Raw genomic sequence first — 17,534 nt, forward strand, 5'->3', positions numbered from 1 at the left:
AAGGAACATCAATGGCAGTTGAACTTAACGCATTACGCGATCAGATTGATGCAGTCGACAAACAAATGCTTGAGCTTTTGGCTCAGCGTTTAGCGCTGGTAGAAAAAGTTGGGGAAGTAAAAAGCGAACACGGTTTGCCTATTTATGCCCCTGATCGTGAAGCGGCGATGCTGGCGTCTCGCCGAGCAGAAGCTGAGAAAATGGGTGTCCCCCCTCAGCTTATCGAAGACATTCTTCGTCGTACCATGCGTGAGTCTTATGCCAGTGAGAAAGATTCCGGTTTTAAGTGTTTGAACCCAGAATTACGCTCAGTGGTCATTATTGGTGGTAATGGCCAGTTAGGCAGTCTGTTTGGCCGCATGTTCAAGCTATCAGGTTACCAAGTGAAAGTTTTGGGTAGCAAAGATTGGGATTGTGCGGATGAGATTCTCAAAGACGCAGGCTTAGTGGTTGTCACCGTACCGATTCACCTGACGGAAGGGGTGATTGAAAAACTGGGCAACTTGCCACAAGACTGCATTCTGTGTGACCTGACGTCTATCAAGTCAAAGCCGCTGCAAGCGATGTTGAATGTGCACGCTGGACCTGTGGTTGGTTTACATCCAATGTTCGGCCCTGATGTTCCTAGTCTTGCCAAGCAGGTGATTGTGTACTGTGATGGGCGTGGTAACGAGCAATACCAATGGTTGTTGCAACAGTTTGGTATTTGGGGCGCGAGCTTGTGTCAGATTGATGCGCAAGAGCACGATCATGGTATGACGTTAATTCAAGCGCTGCGCCACTTCACGTCATTTGCTTACGGAATGCACCTTAGCAAAGAGAACCCGAATATTGAGCAACTGTTGAAACTGAGCTCGCCAATTTACCGTCTTGAATTAGCAATGGTGGGGCGTCTGTTTGGTCAGGATCCAAATCTCTACGGTGACATCATTCTCGCATCGCAAGAGAACATCGATATGATCAAGCGTTTCCATCAACGCTTTGGGGAAGCGCTTGCGATTTTAGACAGCAAAGACAAAGCCAAATTTGTAGAAAGTTTTGAGCAGGTGAGTGATTGGTTTGGCCAATACTCTCAGCAATTTATGAACGAGAGCCAAAACTTACTGAAACAGGCGAATGACAATATCCATCGTGGATAATGTTATCCTCTTAAAAGAAAAGAGCAGCTCTAGGCTGCTCTTTCTATTTCAAGCGAATGACATCAGTTAATAATCGTTTCGTTGTTGTCTTCACTGGAAACAGTATTAATCGTTGTGTCGCGGTAGGGTGAGTTAGTTAAGTTGATTTGTAGACGCACTACATTATCAATCAACTGAACTAATGGACCCCATTTCACCATCTTCTCTTTCTCAAACACGTAGTTGAAGTTTTCTGGCGTCCACTCCATTAGTGATTGAGGGTTAAGTGTGCGACCTAGAAATCTCACTTCATAGTGCAAATGTGGGCCGGTTGAATTTCCTGAGTTACCACATTGCGCAATGACATCACCTTTACTAACAAACTGGCCGCTTTTGACATTGAACTTGTTCAAGTGAGCGAAAGAGCTAGAGAAACCAAAAGAGTGACGAAGGGTGAGGTAGTTACCATAACCTTTGTTTCCTGGACGTACGGTTTCAACCACACCGTCTGCAGGAGCGAGGATTTCTTCACCGCGCTTACAGGTCAAATCGATACCGGTATGCACGTGTCTTCTACCTGAGATAGGATTGATCCGACTGCCGTAAGAAGAAGAGATTCGTTGATACGTTACTGGGCTATCATTCGGAATTAAACGGAACATGGTCGCACGAACCGCAGAATCTATAGCTGCTGCATCAATTCGCTCTTCTAAGGCGAGGTTGTTCTCATCGATAGACAGCTCTTCATCAGCAAGGCCGAGTACCGATTCCACATCAAATACGCGCTTTCCGAGCAGCTGAATCTGGTTGTTCTTGTCCGTCAAAGCTTGAGAGAGTGAGTGGTTGGTATCCAATTGCTCTTCATAGAGCGCTGTGATTTCCGCTTTCTCGCTTTCTAGTTTGGTAATGGTTTGCGCCAGCGTTGTCTGATTATGAATCTGTTGCTGGTTCAAATACCAAGCCCCACCGACAACGGCAGGTAAGGCGATGATCGAAGTCAATATGGTTAGGACCGAACCGCGGCCCAAATAAAATTGCTGATCACCGTTTTTAGTGGGGATCTGCATGATGATTTTTTTAGACATAATTATTGTTACTTAAATAGGCGTTGATTTATTTTTCCCCTAAATCGGAAAGATGGTCTAACTCTCGATTCAGAAGTTCGTTATTGCCTACATTCAATTCGATAAATCGTTTTAATTGGCTAATGCTTTCAATGCCGATGTTGGTGATCTTGAGCCGTATTTGGTCTTGAGTGACGTCTACGATTTGTGCCGTTAACGTAATCTCTTGTTCAGACTGGTGGAACGAGAAACCGACATCAACCAAAAGTGCAGGATTCAATGTATCTAAGCCTTCGGCTTGTAAGAGCAAGCCATGCAAGGAAAGATCTTGAATCGTAGCGTTAAGTCTCAAATCACGTTGTTCTAACTGAGCTGGAGCTTGGTAGATGATGCGTGAAAAGCGTCTTTTCTCCGTCATATTGCGCTCTCTAAGGCATTTAAACAGATTGAATAGTATATCAAGAAGAACAAAAAGTGTTCGAATGTTGTTTAAAAACTGTCGGGAACGCTACAGAGTTACGTAAGTACACGGTCATATTTTTCACTGACCCAATGACTCTCAAATCATCAAATACCGTAATAACGCCAATCAATATGGCCCGGAAAGGCGCTTTTAACTGGCTGGGGTATACGACAAAGGCCGCTATGATAGCGGCCTTTGTATAAATTACCAACAGACTTTCCAGAAAGCGTAAGTTTCGGTGTCAGTCTGTCGTAATCATTATTTCGCAATACGTTTGTATTTGATGCGGTGCGGCTCTGCAGCTTCAGGGCCCAACGTTTTCTTCAACCAATCCATGTACTCAGTGTAGTTACCTTCGTAGAAGTTAACTTGGCCTTCGTCACGGTAGTCGATGATGTGCGTTGCAATACGGTCTAGGAACCAACGGTCGTGCGAGATAACCATTGCACAGCCCGGGAACTCTAGTAGTGCTTCTTCTAAAGCACGTAGCGTTTCAACGTCAAGGTCGTTGGTTGGTTCGTCGAGTAGTAGTACGTTACCGCCCGCTTTAAGCAGTTTTGCTAGGTGTACACGGTTACGCTCACCACCAGATAGCTCGCCAATCACTTTCTGTTGGTCTGAGCCTTTGAAGTTGAAACGTGAACAGTACGCACGCGCAGGGATTTCAAAGTTGTTGATCTTGATGATGTCAGCGCCTTCAGAAATCTCTTGGAATACCGTGTTCTTATCGTTCATTGAATCACGGAACTGCTCAACAGATGCGAGTTTCACTGTGTCACCCATCTCAATGGTACCTGAGTCAGGTTGTTCAGTGCCGCTTAGCATCTTGAATAGCGTTGATTTACCCGCGCCGTTGGCACCGATGATACCCACGATCGCACCTTTAGGCATGTTGAACGATAGGTCATCAATCAGAACGCGACCGTCAAACGACTTAGTCAGGTTCTTCACTTCAATCACTTTGTCACCTAGACGCTCACCTGGTGGGATGAACAGCTCGTTGGTTTCGTTACGTTTTTGGTGCTCAGTGTTTTGTAGCTCTTCAAAGCGCGCCATACGTGCTTTAGATTTTGCTTGGCGACCTTTAGGGTTTTTACGTACCCATTCAAGTTCTTTCTCGATGGTCTTTTGGCGAGCGCTTTCTTGTGATGCTTCTTGTTGTAGACGTGCATCTTTCTGCTCTAGCCAAGAGGTGTAGTTACCTTCCCATGGAATACCTTCACCACGGTCAAGTTCAAGGATCCAACCCGCAGCGTTGTCTAGGAAGTAACGGTCGTGGGTGATCGCCACAACAGTACCAGAGTAATCCACTAGGAAGCGTTCTAGCCATGCAACCGACTCTGCATCCAAGTGGTTGGTTGGTTCGTCGAGTAGTAGCATGTCTGGTTTCGATAAAAGCAGACGACAAATTGCTACACGGCGACGTTCACCACCAGATAGGTGAGCGATTTTTTGGTCCCACTCAGGTAGACGAAGTGCATCTGCCGCACGCTCTAGCGTGTTTTCTAGATTGTGACCGTCTTTTGCTTGGATCAAAGCTTCTAGTTCACCTTGCTCTTTCGCTAGGGCATCAAAGTCTGCATCTGGTTCTGCGTATGCAGCGTACACAGCATCAAGACGTTTCAGTGCGTCAGCAACGTCAGCAACTGCTTCTTCAACGACTTCACGAACGGTTTTCGATTCATCGAGTACTGGTTCTTGCGGTAGGTAGCCAACATTTAGGCCCGGTTGTGGACGTGCTTCACCGTCGATATCCGTGTCGATACCAGCCATGATACGTAGCAGGGTAGATTTACCTGCACCGTTCAGACCTAAAACACCGATTTTCGCACCAGGGAAGAAGCTCAGAGAGATGTCTTTAAGAATTTGACGCTTAGGTGGCACAATTTTGCTCACCCGCGACATGGTATATACGTATTCAGCCATTGCCGATCGTTCCTAAATTAACTGTCATTCAAACCCACTATTTTATACCAACTCCCTTTATTTTGTTACCGGATTGCAAGAATTTCCCTATGGATGAGATTTCTTATTTTCAGCTGACCGGAAACTTACACGGTTAGGGTATACACTTTTGTTATTCGCTTTGATTTTAGGAGCGTCTGCATTGCTTATTGGGAACATCATGCCTCTATTGTCTTAAAAGTTTCACGAGTACAAATTTTAATACACCAAGTTGTTTTACAGTGATAGCCGCATTCCAAACGAATGAATGCATGGATTCAAAGCGCCTTCAAAACACTGAACTCTAAGAAAACTAGGCTTTGGGGCAGTAAATGTCTGGGGAAAATGACACAAATGAGATTCAACGTATCTGAATTGGCTAAAAACGTGTGTTATGCCGCTGCGTTATGTGCAGTGAGCATGACGGCAAACGCGTCGCTCAGCTTAGAAAAGCAGCGCGAAGCATATGAACAAGCTCAAGATTTATTAGATAAGAATGACATTGACGGATACTTATCTATTCGTCCAAAAATTGCTGATTATCCACTGACTCCTTATGTGGATTACCGAACGTTCATCAGACAGCTATCCATGAAATCACCACAACAAGTGGATGCTTTCATTAATGAGCATGAGGCGTTCCCTTTCTCACGTCGCATTCGTGCGCCTTATCTCGATAACTTGTACAAACAGAAAGATTGGAAAACCATCACTGAGTTTCAAAAAGTCATTCCAAGTGGTGAGCGTTATCAGTGTATTTTTTACGTTGCTCAGTTAAAGCAAGGCAAACAAGTTGCAGCCTTTAAAGGCGCAGAAGACATGTGGCTAAGCGGTTCTAGCATCGCGAGTGAGTGTGACCCGTTATTTAATGCTTGGGATAAAGCGGGTGGACGTACAGATGATTTGATTCTGCAACGCATGTTGTTGGCGTTTGATGCTCGTAACGGTAGTTTGATGGCTTATTTGCAAAAGCTGCCAAGCTCTGCAAAAGCGAAACAACAAGCGCAAGAAATGAAAGCGCTGTTTGATAAACCTGCGACGGTGGCTGAGTTTGCTAAGAAAAAGCCAGCCAACGACTTTTATCGTGCTCAGAGTGAATATGCGTTAGAAAAGCTAGCTCGCATGGATGTCAATCAAGCTCAAAAAGCGTATGCGCAAGTCGTGAAAGGACAAAAGTTCTCAGCAGAAAAAGCCCAAGCACTTGCGGACTACATTGCGATTCGTCTGATTCGTACTGAATCTGATTCACTAGCCAAATGGCGAGATGATAAGACGAAAACCAGTAAAAATGTCGCTTTGATCGAAAATCGTATCCGTCTAGCAATTCAAAATGCAGATTGGAAAGGTGTTCAACAATGGATTGCCGTACTCAACAAAGATGAGCAAGCCTCGCTTCGCTGGCAATATTGGTTAGGTCGAAGTGAGATTGCGCTGGGTGATGATATTGCAGGCAAACAGCGATTGGCGACCTTAGTTGGTCAGCGCAATTTCTACAGCGTGGCTGCGGCGAATGCGATTGGTCAGTCAATCAAATATCCATCTCATCGTATTAAGCTCGATACTAAGGTTATTCACCCGTATCAGAGCTCTCTCACTCGTATTGAAGAGTTGATTACGACAGATAAAATTGCGGCAGCGAAAAGTGAGTGGGCGCATTTGCTGAGTAGAGTAGGTAAAGATGAAAAGGCGATGTTGGCGGCGTATGCCTCATCCAAGAATTGGCATCACCTAACGGTCACAGCCAGTATCCAAGCGCAAATGTGGGACAACATTGAACTGCGATTCCCCATTGCGCACCGCTGGTGGTTCAACTTTTATGCGAAGAAGCATGACATCGACCCGATTACGATGATGTCGTTAGCCAGACAAGAAAGTGCATTGGATTCAGAGGCGCGTTCTCCGGTAGGGGCTCGGGGTATCATGCAGATCATGCCAGCGACTGCGAAGTACACGGCACGTAAATACAAGCTGACTTATCAAGGTAGCGATGATTTATACAACGTCGGCAAAAACATCGAGATCGGTAGCCATTATCTGCAAGGTTTGCTAGAGGATTACGATAATAATCGTATTTTTGCGCTCGCCGCTTATAATGCTGGCCCTAACCGAGTAAAAACGTGGCGAGAGCGAACCCAAGGCAAAGTGGACGCATACGCCTTTATTGAGGCGATTCCATTTAACGAAACTCGTGGGTATGTGCAAAACATTCTAATGTTTGAAACCTACTATCGTGATCTTTTGGGTATCGACGGCGCGTTCTTGAATCAACACGAGATCAATACCAAGTATTGAGTGAGGTAACTTGATGTCACACGAACCCGAGTACAGAGACTGGCAACAGATTGTCGAGCTAATCCGATCCAGCGTGGATAGTCAGCAACATGAGATGCTGTTAACCATGCTGATGACACCTGATGAGAGGGAATCATTAACTGCACGCGTTAACATTCTTAATGAGCTTCTCAAAGGGGAATTATCTCAACGTCAGATCAGTCAGATGCTTGGTGTTGGCATTGCCACGATCACTCGTGGTTCAAATGAGTTGAAGTCGAAATCCGAGGCGGAAAAAGACAAGCTGAAACTCTTACTAGAGCAAGTAGCTCAAGTCGCGAAGTAACAGAAAAGGGCGGAAATATCCGCCCTTTTTCGTATCTGGTAATTCGAATTAAAGATTGGCAGGGAAGTGGTCTGGATTCGTAAATGGAATCAGCGCCAGAATTAACGCTTGATGATACACCGAGCTACGAGTTAATTGGTTTTGGGTCAGCAAGCTGATTGCGCCGCCCTTTTGTTTGATGTTTTCAGTGCCAAACACTTTGTCCATCACATCACCAAGTTCATTAGCATCTGCAAGTTGAGCTAATACTTCTGGCGGCAACATCAAACTGGCTGAGCGAGATTCTCCACGATGGGTATCTGATTCAATCACCATCCACGCAAACGTCACATTGCCTTCAATTCCAGCTTCTAAGCCAACATAAAAGTCTGCGGTTGGCATTTCCACTTTGGTATTTTTAACTCGATTGAGTGCGCCGCGATGGGTCTCTTCGTTAGTCATCGGCTGATCGGCGACTTCACTCGGAACGCTGATGCCGACAAACTCAAAAGCTTGTTGAGGGAATGCGCTTTGAAATGCACTCTTTACCGCATTGATTTTTGCAGGGTTTAGAGAGGCGATAACGACTTTTTGGGTTGCCATGATCTTTTTACTCATCGATGTCTATTAGCTCAATTTTACTTGCGTTGGTTTGATGTTTTCGCTTGGATAACAACCCAGTACTTTCAAGTGTTTAGTGATTTTTGTTAGCTCTTGCAATGCTTGCTGCATTTCGGTTGAGCCTAGGTGCGCTTCTAGATCAACGTAGAACATTTCTTCCCACGGGTTACCCATGATTGGACGCGATTCTAACTTAGTCATATTGATGCCGTAGCGTTGCAGTACCAGTAGAGTTTCAACCAATGAGCCCGCCTCTTGGGAGGTCGACATAATCAACGTCGTTTTGGCTGGAATTTGTGTTGAGACTTCAACTGGTTTACGCGCGACGACAATAAAGCGTGTGTGGTTTTCGGTTTGGTTTGCGATGTTGCCTTGGATCGCTTGCAGGCCGTACAACTTACCACTTGAAGCATTACCAATTGCGGCCACATCATCACGATTCATCTCTTGGACTTTTTGCATCGCGTCTGCTGTGCTTGCGCAAGACTCAAGTTTCACGCCTTTCATACGGCTTAAGAATTCGCTGCACTGTTGGTGCGGTTGCGGATGCGAGTACAGTGTTTTGATGTCTTCGAGGCGAATGTCTTTCGTTGCAACTAAGCAGTGCTCGATAGGTTGAGTCAGCTCACCAACAATATACAGCGTGGTGTGTTGTAGTAGGTCATATACTTCATTGATCGAGCCCGAGCTGGTGTTTTCGATGGGCAGCACACCGTAATCAGCATGGCCTGATTCCACCGTTCGAGTCACTTCTTTGAAATGCTCACAATTTAGCTCGATAAGCTCGGTATTTTTACGACTGAAATATTCGCGGCTTGCCAAGTGCGAGTAAGAACCTTTGGCTCCCAAGAAAGCGACGCGTGCAAGTGGCTTGCGGCTTTGTTGTGGGTTCACAAGGTTTTGCAGATAACCTTGTTGAAGTAAGACCGAATCTTCAATGATGGTGTGGAAAAGTTTGGTGATGTACTGAGCGTCGAGTTCGTATTTGTCTCGGCCGTTGGAAATCAGCTTAACCAACAGTTGTTGCTCTCGAACGGCATCACGAACTGGTTTTGAGGTTTGTACTTTGCTTTTGGCTACTTCAATGCTGAGTTTACGGCGTTCAGACAGCAAGCTAAGGAGCTGGTCATCAAGCTCATTCAAGCGTAAACGAATTTCTTCAAGGGAAATAGGTTGGTCAGTCATCAATTCTTTCCTTATAAAAAAAGCCTCCCGAGTGGGGAGGCTTTCTGTTTGTTTTTGACTTTTCTTTCACAAACGAGTTAGCCCCTCCAACTATGGAAGGAAAAAGAAGTCAAAAATAAACAGTGAGGTTAAGTGCATAAATAGTGCTTAATTTATGAGTGTTTAAACACAATAAGCAAGCAGGCGGGGAGCGTCAAGCAAAAAAATAGCGCCTTTCGGCGCTACTTCCTCAATCTGGTCGGTTTACTCTTCTTCTTCCACTAGCTCAGGCTTATTGGCACGACGAGCTTCAGGTTTGTGGGTCAGCTTATTCAGTTGTCGTTCTAGTTTTTGCTCCACTTCATTGATAGCTGCGTAAAGATCTTCGTGAGTTGCTGAGGCGACAAGTTGGCCTTTAGGAACTTTAATTACCGCTTCGAATTTCTTCTGTTTATTCGGTTCCTCACTGAAAGTTGCTTGGCATCCAATAATGTCGACTTGCCATTTCTCCAGTTTTTTAAACTTGCTCTCAATATGAGCACGGATTGCAGAGGTGATTTCGATGTTTTTGCCAGTGATATTCATTGTCATAAGTGTTTTTCCTCTGTTGCATCCCTCATGGGTTGAGTTCAGATTACCGCTTTAAGGATAAAAGAATGTGATTTAGATCACCTTTTAAGTTGTGTTTTTGATGATGAAAAATGAATGTGATCTCACTCAAGATCTGTTGAGATTTATCGCAAAATTGCTTGTTATCGGTTAGCAAATCATTAGATTGGATAGAGTACTCAGCTGAAAACGCCTTCGTTTTTAGGGACGTTGTTCAGCCTGTTTTTTAGAGTGGTTAAATTTTAACTAGAATGAAAATGTGACATTAATCACTCTGCAATTTCAAAGTACACTGAATAATAAAAATGCCGCTTAATTAACAAGCGGCATTTTTGTATCTGGCGTTTGAGTGATTTTCCTTATTGGTGTCATAAAGACTGGGTCATCAGGAATCAGCAGCACATTTTCTAGTGTTTTGGCTAGGTCTAAACTCTCTAGTTGCTTATATATGACGTAGTAACGGTTCACGCTGGTCACATAACTGACCGTTGAGCTGAAGCTTTTTCGCATGACCACTTCGACATTATTAAACCAAACGTTGGGGTCGTAGCCTTGCTGTGCGGCTCGCTTGCGCATTTTCTCGACATTACCTGGGCCTGCATTGTAAGCCGCCAAGGTAAAGTAAATTTTGTTCTCAGCCGTAATGGCCTTATCGCCAAAGTACTGCCGACGTAAAAACGCTAAGTATTTCGCTCCTGCGTGGATGTTGTTTTCGAGTTGTCGAACATTTTTGATGTTGATGTTTGGATCGCGCGCGGTGCTCGGTAAGACTTGCATTATGCCCACTGCGCCTCTTGTGCCGACTAAGTTGTTATTAAATCCGGACTCTTTATACGCAACCGCCGCAATCAGCAAATAATCCAAGTTATATTTCTCCCCGTAGCGTGAAAAAAGCGCCGACAGTTTTTCTAGCTGGGCAATTTTCTTAGGGTTAAGTGCCTTATTGAGCCAATTGGTATTGTCGATGTATTTGCTATATATGACGTTTCCAAGGAGAGTGCCTGAGCGAGATTTTTGGATGAATTTGTTCACCACTGCTTTGAGTTGAGGACTGTTTTGTCGCATTACCCAAGCGATGTTGCCGTTTTTGCGAAGAGGGACTTTCTTATGCGCTTTGATGTCATCCATCGCATTGAGCCAAAGTTTGGCTTTGTGGCTATCTAAAACAATGGCTTTGATATAGCCATTGTTGAGCATGCCGACGAGTTCGTAGTCTTGCAGAGTCTCTTCGATGAAGTGCACGATAATTGGCGGTAAGCCTTTCTTGTTCAGTGTTTTATTGACGGATTGAATGCTTTCAAAGTAGCTGGAACTGGCACGTACCCAAATCTCCTTACCGCTCAACTGCTCAAGTTTAGTGATGGTTGGAGTATTTTTGTTGGTGATCACCCACTCTTCGATGCCGGATAAGATTGGGGTACTGAAGTCGACTTTTTGTTTGCGGGCCTCAGTGATCGTCAAGTTTGCCACCACTAAATCACCAGAGCCGTTTTCGAGAGAAGGGAGCAATTGGTCTCGTGCTAGAGGGATGATTTGTACGTTCAGTTTGGGTTTGATTTTGCGTAAATCTTTTTCAAAGTGAGCCAGCAGCTCTGCGCCAATCCCTTTTGGTGTTCCTCCTTCGATATAGTAGAAGCCTAAATCGGCAGAGACTAAAACGCGCAATACGTTTTTCTCCTTGATGACATCTAAGTCACCCGTGTACGGAGGCTGTTTTAATGGTGAGATTTCCAAAGCGTAAACGGACGCCGACAACAGAAAGAACAGCATTGCCCAAAACTTAGATATGGTCACGTTCACGTCCAGTTTAATGGTGGAGTAGAACTCTAAGCATAAGTTGTGCTCAAAAAATCATCAAGATTGTTCAAAGAGAAGGAATTGGTGGTAGAAAACAAAACCGCCACAGTTTGAGCTGTGGCGGTAGGCGTTTATTTGACAGGATTTAGCTTAATGAGCGCTTCTGTTCTTGCAACGGCATCTTCTAGTTGCAGCTGCTTGTAGGCTTCCAGCTGAATTTCTAACGATTTACGAGCTGCTTCTGTATCAGGGAATGATTTTTGAAGCTCTTGGCTACGGTTAATGGCAGCAATCCATGCTTCACGGCGAAGGTAAAAATCAGCGGTAGCTAAATCGTAATTCGCCAAGCGGTTTTTCAAGGCCACCATGCGTTTTTGTGCATCTTCCGCATATGGGCTGTTTGGATAACGTTGAAGCAGCTTCTTAAAGTCATCAAATGCTTTTTTCACGGGCTCTGGGTCGCGGTCGCTACGATCGATGCTAAACAGGTCGTGCATAAAGTTACGATCTTGAGCCATGTGGCTCAGGCCACGCATGTAAAGCACCCAGTCCATTTTTTCATGGGTAGGGTTTAGGCGCATAAAGCGAGAGATGGTTGCTAAGCCTAACGCTAGGTCGTCGTTTTTGTAGTATGCGTAAATAAGGTCAAGTTGCACCTGTTCAGAGTAGGCACCAAATGGGTAACGTGAGTCTAACGCTTCCAGTTTCTCAATCGCAGAAAGCCAGTTGCCACTTTGAAGTGAGACTTGTGCGTCTGCATACAGTTCCGAAGGTGGCACATCAGGAACGATTTCTTCTTTGCTTGCACATCCAAACAGAAGAGATACCGCTAAAAGGCCTGTTAAAGTCTGACGTTTCATATCAGGAGTCTGTTCCTTGAATCTAAATATTTCTTAAGCTGCCGTTACTTTCTTTCCAGTAACAGATACAATGACGTAATAGTCTATTTTTCCACAGTCGTGAGCATTAGTCTCACAGTTTTTAAAAAAGTTCGATATGGCTCAGCAGATTGTATTAACAAATACCGTAAAAGATAGCCAGTTAGGTCAACGTTTAGACCAAGCTATCGCCGAATTGTTCGCTGACTTCTCTCGTTCGCGCCTGAAAGAATGGTTGCTGGACGGGAAAGTTCAAGTGAATGGTGAAGTTGTCACTAAACCTCGCACCAAAGTTATGGGTGGTGAGGAAATTACTTTGCAAGCCGAGCTGGAAGATGAAGAACGCTGGGAAGCGCAAGATATCCCACTAGATATCGTCTACGAAGATGATGACATCATCGTAATCAATAAGCCTCGTGACTTCGTCGTTCACCCTGGTGCTGGTACACCAGATGGTACCGTGCTGAATGCATTGCTACATCATTACCCAGATATCGCAGAAGTACCGCGAGCGGGCATCGTACATCGTCTTGATAAAGACACCACAGGTCTGATGGTTGTGGCGAAAACCGTTCCAGCGCAAACTCGTTTGGTTCGTGCCCTGCAAAAACGCAACATCACGCGTGAGTACGAAGCGATTGCAATCGGTCGTATGACAGCGGGTGGTAAAGTGGATCAACCAATTGGTCGCCACTCGACTAAACGCACACTCATGGCTGTAGCTCCTTTGGGTAAACCTGCGGTAACGCACTACCGTGTAGCAGAACACTTCCGTGAGCACACGCGTATCCGTCTGCGTTTGGAAACGGGTCGTACTCACCAAATCCGTGTTCATATGTCTTACCTACAGCATCCTCTGTTAGGTGATACTGCCTACGGTGGTCGTGCTCGTATTCCTACTGGTGCATCGCAGGAACTTACGGACATGATTCGTGGTTTCGATCGTCAGGCGCTACACGCCGTAATGCTTCGTTTTGAACACCCTATCACTGGTGAAGAACTGGAATTCCATGCTCCAGTGCCAGACGATATGGTGGCAATGACTGAAGCGTTGCGTAAAGACACTGAAGAATACGGTCTACCGGACGAGTTTTAAGATGAAGGCAATCATTCCTAACTGGTCTGCACCTAAAAATGTCAAAGCCTTTGCTTCTACGCGAGTTGGTGGCTTTTCGACAGGCTCTTATCAAGGGTTAAATCTTGGTGCACACGTTGGGGATGATGCTTCTATCGTAGCGAAGAATCGTCATTGGTTGGCGCAGCAAGCGAATATGCCAAGTGCGCCAATTTGGTTAAACCAAACTCATTCTACTGTCGTTGCCCATGCAAATGCTCCTACGTCAATAGTGCTTGATGCTGATGGCGTCTTCACATCGGCGAGTAATGTTGTGTGTTCTGCCATGACCGCTGATTGTTTGCCTATATTGCTGACGAATACTCAAGGTACTCAAGTAGCAGCAGTTCATGCTGGTTGGCGTGGTTTGGCAAATGGTATCGTTGAAAATGCTCTCGCATTATTTTCGGGTGATGTGATGGCATGGTTAGGGCCTGCTATTGGTCCACAGGCGTTTGAAGTGGGCGAAGATGTTCTACAAGCGTTTGTCGATTTTGACTCAAAAGCTCAGCGCGCATTTACCGCTCGTAATATAGAAGGTAAATGGTTTGCCAATATGTCGCAATTAGCGACGCAGCGTCTCAATAGGGCTGGCGTCTCGCAAGTTTTCGATTCCGGTTTGTGTACTTACCAAGATAAAGAGTCCTTTTATTCTTACCGCCGAGATGGTGTGACAGGAAGACAAGCTACGTTTATCTGGATTGAAGAGTAAGCCCCATAAAGCTCAAAAGAGCTGAGATGCATAGTTCTATTTTTGCAAAGCTATCTTTATTTATTCACTCCCTTGAAATTCCCCCACTGAGTATCCATCTTTCTACTGTCAAAAGAATTCTCTTTAATCGAGGTTAGGAAGGTCGATATGCGTCTTGATAGATTTACCAGTAAGTTTCAAATCGCTATCTCTGATGCTCAATCACTAGCGTTAGGGCGCGATCATCAGTACATCGAGCCAGTTCACTTAATGGTGGCTTTGCTTGATCAAAATGGCAGTCCAATTCGTCCATTGCTGACAATGCTGGACGTGGATGTAACTCATCTCCGCTCAAAGCTAGGCGAAATGCTTGATCGATTACCAAAGGTGAGTGGCATCGGTGGTGATGTGCAGCTTTCTAGCTCGATGGGGACTTTGTTCAATCTGTGTGACAAAGTGGCTCAAAAGCGTCAAGACTCCTACATCTCGTCCGAAGTCTTCTTGCTTGCGGCATTAGAAGATCGTGGTCCTTTAGGGCAACTACTCAAAGAAGTTGGGCTGACCGAGCAAAAAGTGAGTCAAGCGATTGAAAAGATCAGAGGTGGTCAAAAGGTCAATGATCCAAATGCTGAAGAGCTACGTCAGGCTCTTGAAAAATTCACCATCGATTTAACTGAGCGAGCTGAGCAGGGCAAATTGGATCCTGTTATTGGTCGAGATGATGAAATTCGTCGCACGATTCAAGTATTGCAACGTCGCACCAAAAACAACCCAGTGATCATCGGTGAGCCTGGCGTGGGTAAAACCGCAATTGTGGAAGGCTTGGCGCAGCGAATCGTTAATAACGAAGTGCCAGAAGGTCTACGCGGTCGCCGTGTTCTATCACTGGATATGGGTGCACTTGTTGCTGGCGCGAAATACCGTGGTGAATTTGAAGAGCGTTTAAAATCAGTATTGAATGAACTTGCTAAAGAAGAAGGCAACGTCATCCTCTTCATTGATGAACTACACACTATGGTCGGCGCTGGTAAAGGTGAAGGCTCAATGGATGCGGGCAACATGCTCAAACCAGCATTGGCTCGCGGCGAACTTCACTGTGTTGGTGCAACAACATTGGATGAGTACCGTCAATACATCGAAAAGGATGCTGCATTAGAACGTCGTTTCCAAAAAGTGCTGGTGGATGAGCCGACAGTAGAAGATACGGTGGCTATTCTTCGTGGTCTGAAAGAGCGTTATGAGCTTCATCACCATGTAGAAATTACTGACCCAGCGATTGTTGCAGCGGCAAGTTTGTCGCACCGTTATATTTCGGACCGTCAGTTGCCAGATAAAGCCATTGACTTGATCGATGAAGCGGCTTCAAGCATTCGTCTACAAATCGATTCAAAACCAGAATCATTGGATAAGCTTGAGCGTAAAATCATCCAACTAAAAATTGAGCAACAAGCACTAAGTAACGAGCACGATGAAGCGAGTGAAAAGCGTCTGCAAGCATTGAATGATGAGTTGAATGAGAAAGAACGCGAATACGCAGAGTTAGAAGAGGTTTGGAATACAGAAAAAGCCGCACTTTCTGGTACTCAGCATATTAAATCTGAACTAGAGCAAGCTCGCATGGACATGGAGTTTGCGCGTCGTGCTGGTGATCTAAACCGAATGTCTGAGCTTCAATACGGTCGTATTCCGGAATTAGAGAAGCAACTAGATTTGGCGACTCAGGCTGAAATGCAAGAAATGACGCTGCTTCGTAACAAAGTAACAGATAACGAAATCGCAGAAGTGCTTTCTAAACAAACCGGCATTCCAGTATCTAAGATGTTAGAAGCGGAGAAAGAGAAACTACTTCGCATGGAAGATGTACTTCACAATCGTGTTGTAGGGCAAAGCGAAGCAGTTACAGTGGTATCGAATGCGATTCGTCGTAGCCGAGCTGGGCTTTCTGATCCAAACCGACCAATTGGTTCCTTCTTATTCTTAGGCCCAACTGGTGTCGGTAAAACGGAATTATGTAAGACACTCGCGAGCTTCATGTTCGACAGTGAAGATGCAATGGTACGTATCGACATGTCGGAGTTCATGGAGAAACATTCAGTGGCAAGATTAGTGGGTGCGCCTCCAGGTTACGTTGGTTACGAAGAGGGTGGTTATCTAACTGAAGCGGTTCGTCGTAAACCATACTCAGTGATCTTGTTGGATGAAGTAGAAAAAGCACATCCAGATGTGTTCAATATTCTTCTGCAGGTGCTTGATGATGGCCGACTCACAGATGGACAAGGTCGTACGGTTGATTTTCGTAACACTGTCGTGATCATGACATCAAACTTGGGTTCCTCTCGAATCCAAGAGAACTTCGCCACATTGGACTATCAAGGTATCAAGAGTGAAGTGATGGATGTGGTTAGCAAACACTTCCGCCCAGAGTTCTTGAACCGTGTTGACGAAATAGTGGTATTCCACCCACTTGGTCAAGAGCATATTAAGTCCATTGCTTCTATTCAATTAGAACGCTTGGCAAAACGACTAGAAGAAAAAGGGTATCAATTAGAGGTTTCTGATAAAGCACTCGACTTGATCGCCCAAGTCGGTTTCGACCCTGTATACGGTGCACGTCCTTTAAAACGTGCAATTCAACAGAATGTCGAGAACCCATTAGCTAAATCCATTCTTGCTGGTGAAATAGTTCCTGACAAGAAAGTGCAGCTAATCGTTACTAATGACCAAATTCTCGCTCATCAGTAATTGCACTGACACAAAAAGTGAGATTAAAATCACATTTAAGGGGCTTTCGGGCCCCTTTTCTATGCGCTTTTAGTTCGTTTTGAATGTTTTCTATACGAATGAACTAAAAAGGAGAGTTTTTTTGAAAAATAGGCTTGTGTTCCTCAATGAACTCCCTATAATGCGCCTCCGTTGCCAAGGGAAAGCAAGTTAAGCGAAGCCTGGTCAACAAGGTCAGTGAGTTAAGAATTAACTCGCAGATAAATAACTTAAAAAAGTGTTTGACACGATAAGTTATCTAGCTAAAATGGCCGTCCACTTTGAAGAGAACTTCAAAGTGTGCTCTTTAAAAATAAGAACCTATCAATCTGTGTGGGTACTCGTTGATGATAATCCAATTAGATACTTCGGTATCAAATTAGGTTTCAATGAAACGAAGTGACCATTGAATCTTCGGATTCAGCACAGTCAATTCAAACATTACTTTATGTAATGTTCAGTATTCATTGAGCCGAACAAAACTTTAAATTGAAGAGTTTGATCATGGCTCAGATTGAACGCTGGCGGCAGGCCTAACACATGCAAGTCGAGCGGAAACGAGTTATCAGAACCTTCGGGGAACGATAGCGGCGTCGAGCGGCGGACGGGTGAGTAATGCCTAGGAAATTGCCCTGATGTGGGGGATAACCATTGGAAACGATGGCTAATACCGCATGATGCCTACGGGCCAAAGAGGGGGACCTTCGGGCCTCTC

At 45.0% G+C, this 17,534-nt stretch carries 14 protein-coding genes, 1 rRNA gene and 1 other annotated feature; of the genes, 7 read left to right on the forward strand and 8 right to left on the reverse strand.

Translation table 11 applies throughout. The features are described 5' to 3' along the window. Positions 1 to 11: 11 nt before the first annotated feature. Positions 12 to 1,139 (forward strand): bifunctional chorismate mutase/prephenate dehydrogenase, encoded by a 1,128-nt coding sequence (gene tyrA, locus UF05_RS21980; protein WP_021450230.1) that lies wholly within the window; start codon positions 12 to 14, stop codon positions 1,137 to 1,139. Between the two features lie 62 nt (positions 1,140 to 1,201). Here tyrA and UF05_RS21985 read toward each other — a convergent pair whose 3' ends face one another. The 3 genes from UF05_RS21985 to ettA all read right to left on the reverse strand — a co-directional run bounded on the left by UF05_RS21985 (position 1,202) and on the right by ettA (position 4,571). Beyond that, the gene (locus tag UF05_RS21985; protein ID WP_005477915.1) at positions 1,202 to 2,203 is read right to left on the reverse strand and encodes a M23 family metallopeptidase; all 1,002 of its coding nucleotides are present in this window, start codon (positions 2,201 to 2,203) and stop codon (positions 1,202 to 1,204) included. 28 nt (positions 2,204 to 2,231) lie between these two features. Continuing rightward, positions 2,232 to 2,600, reverse strand: a complete 369-nt coding sequence (locus tag UF05_RS21990) for a PilZ domain-containing protein (protein ID WP_005460291.1) — start codon at positions 2,598 to 2,600, stop codon at positions 2,232 to 2,234. Between the two features lie 303 nt (positions 2,601 to 2,903). Next, the gene (gene ettA / locus UF05_RS21995) at positions 2,904 to 4,571 is read right to left on the reverse strand and encodes an energy-dependent translational throttle protein EttA (RefSeq protein WP_005460278.1); all 1,668 of its coding nucleotides are present in this window, start codon (positions 4,569 to 4,571) and stop codon (positions 2,904 to 2,906) included. Between the two features lie 363 nt (positions 4,572 to 4,934). On the opposite strand from ettA, the gene sltY reads away from it, so the two are divergent. Next, positions 4,935 to 6,881 carry a murein transglycosylase gene (gene sltY, locus UF05_RS22000; protein WP_045544879.1) on the forward strand — a complete coding sequence of 649 codons (1,947 nt, stop codon included), beginning with the start codon at positions 4,935 to 4,937 and terminating at the stop codon, positions 6,879 to 6,881. Between the two features lie 13 nt (positions 6,882 to 6,894). Next, a complete protein-coding gene (gene trpR, locus UF05_RS22005) occupies positions 6,895 to 7,206 on the forward strand; it encodes a trp operon repressor (RefSeq protein ID WP_005497218.1) in 312 nt (103 codons plus the stop codon). Between the two features lie 48 nt (positions 7,207 to 7,254). Here trpR and yjjX read toward each other — a convergent pair whose 3' ends face one another. The 5 genes from yjjX to UF05_RS22030 all read right to left on the reverse strand — a co-directional run bounded on the left by yjjX (position 7,255) and on the right by UF05_RS22030 (position 12,236). Beyond that, the gene (gene yjjX, locus UF05_RS22010; RefSeq protein WP_031830053.1) at positions 7,255 to 7,788 is read right to left on the reverse strand and encodes an inosine/xanthosine triphosphatase; all 534 of its coding nucleotides are present in this window, start codon (positions 7,786 to 7,788) and stop codon (positions 7,255 to 7,257) included. 24 nt (positions 7,789 to 7,812) lie between these two features. After that, the gene (pheA, locus tag UF05_RS22015; RefSeq protein WP_005468591.1) at positions 7,813 to 8,991 is read right to left on the reverse strand and encodes a prephenate dehydratase; all 1,179 of its coding nucleotides are present in this window, start codon (positions 8,989 to 8,991) and stop codon (positions 7,813 to 7,815) included. A 13-nt stretch (positions 8,992 to 9,004) separates the two neighbouring features. Beyond that, positions 9,005 to 9,126, reverse strand: a sequence feature (Phe leader region). Between the two features lie 108 nt (positions 9,127 to 9,234). Then, the gene (hpf, locus tag UF05_RS22020) at positions 9,235 to 9,561 is read right to left on the reverse strand and encodes a ribosome hibernation-promoting factor, HPF/YfiA family (protein ID WP_005468590.1); all 327 of its coding nucleotides are present in this window, start codon (positions 9,559 to 9,561) and stop codon (positions 9,235 to 9,237) included. A gap of 330 nt (positions 9,562 to 9,891) precedes the next feature. Beyond that, a complete protein-coding gene (locus UF05_RS22025) occupies positions 9,892 to 11,373 on the reverse strand; it encodes a lytic transglycosylase F (RefSeq protein WP_045544880.1) in 1,482 nt (493 codons plus the stop codon). Between the two features lie 134 nt (positions 11,374 to 11,507). Further along, entirely contained in the window at positions 11,508 to 12,236 is a 729-nt protein-coding gene (locus tag UF05_RS22030) for an outer membrane protein assembly factor BamD (protein ID WP_005460312.1), read from the reverse strand. A 136-nt stretch (positions 12,237 to 12,372) separates the two neighbouring features. On the opposite strand from UF05_RS22030, the gene rluD reads away from it, so the two are divergent. The 4 genes from rluD to UF05_RS22050 all read left to right on the forward strand — a co-directional run. Continuing rightward, positions 12,373 to 13,350, forward strand: coding sequence for a 23S rRNA pseudouridine(1911/1915/1917) synthase RluD (rluD, locus tag UF05_RS22035; protein WP_005460300.1), 978 nt, complete (start codon positions 12,373 to 12,375; stop codon positions 13,348 to 13,350). Position 13,351: 1 nt separating this feature from the next. Continuing rightward, the gene (pgeF, locus tag UF05_RS22040; RefSeq protein WP_045544881.1) at positions 13,352 to 14,080 is read left to right on the forward strand and encodes a peptidoglycan editing factor PgeF; all 729 of its coding nucleotides are present in this window, start codon (positions 13,352 to 13,354) and stop codon (positions 14,078 to 14,080) included. Between the two features lie 147 nt (positions 14,081 to 14,227). After that, positions 14,228 to 16,801: an ATP-dependent chaperone ClpB gene (gene clpB, locus UF05_RS22045; protein ID WP_045544882.1), complete on the forward strand. Its 2,574-nt coding sequence runs from the start codon at positions 14,228 to 14,230 to the stop codon at positions 16,799 to 16,801. A gap of 504 nt (positions 16,802 to 17,305) precedes the next feature. Beyond that, positions 17,306 to 17,534 (forward strand): 16S ribosomal RNA (locus tag UF05_RS22050); the annotation flags it as partial.

The organism is Vibrio sp. S457-15, from assembly GCF_000960545.1.
GTDB lineage: Bacteria > Pseudomonadota > Gammaproteobacteria > Enterobacterales > Vibrionaceae > Vibrio > Vibrio parahaemolyticus.

What these genes read in the sequence shown, in the direction of transcription:
- tyrA (WP_021450230.1), top strand. Translation starts at nt 12, where the DNA reads ATGGCAGTTGAACTTAACGCATTACGCGATCAGATTGATGCAGTCGAC.
- UF05_RS21985 (WP_005477915.1), bottom strand. Translation starts at nt 2,203, where the DNA reads ATGTCTAAAAAAATCATCATGCAGATCCCCACTAAAAACGGTGATCAG.
- UF05_RS21990 (WP_005460291.1), bottom strand. Translation starts at nt 2,600, where the DNA reads ATGACGGAGAAAAGACGCTTTTCACGCATCATCTACCAAGCTCCAGCT.
- ettA (WP_005460278.1), bottom strand. Translation starts at nt 4,571, where the DNA reads ATGGCTGAATACGTATATACCATGTCGCGGGTGAGCAAAATTGTGCCA.
- sltY (WP_045544879.1), top strand. Translation starts at nt 4,935, where the DNA reads ATGACACAAATGAGATTCAACGTATCTGAATTGGCTAAAAACGTGTGT.
- trpR (WP_005497218.1), top strand. Translation starts at nt 6,895, where the DNA reads ATGTCACACGAACCCGAGTACAGAGACTGGCAACAGATTGTCGAGCTA.
- yjjX (WP_031830053.1), bottom strand. Translation starts at nt 7,788, where the DNA reads ATGGCAACCCAAAAAGTCGTTATCGCCTCTCTAAACCCTGCAAAAATC.
- pheA (WP_005468591.1), bottom strand. Translation starts at nt 8,991, where the DNA reads ATGACTGACCAACCTATTTCCCTTGAAGAAATTCGTTTACGCTTGAAT.
- hpf (WP_005468590.1), bottom strand. Translation starts at nt 9,561, where the DNA reads ATGACAATGAATATCACTGGCAAAAACATCGAAATCACCTCTGCAATC.
- UF05_RS22030 (WP_005460312.1), bottom strand. Translation starts at nt 12,236, where the DNA reads ATGAAACGTCAGACTTTAACAGGCCTTTTAGCGGTATCTCTTCTGTTT.
- rluD (WP_005460300.1), top strand. Translation starts at nt 12,373, where the DNA reads ATGGCTCAGCAGATTGTATTAACAAATACCGTAAAAGATAGCCAGTTA.
- pgeF (WP_045544881.1), top strand. Translation starts at nt 13,352, where the DNA reads ATGAAGGCAATCATTCCTAACTGGTCTGCACCTAAAAATGTCAAAGCC.
- clpB (WP_045544882.1), top strand. Translation starts at nt 14,228, where the DNA reads ATGCGTCTTGATAGATTTACCAGTAAGTTTCAAATCGCTATCTCTGAT.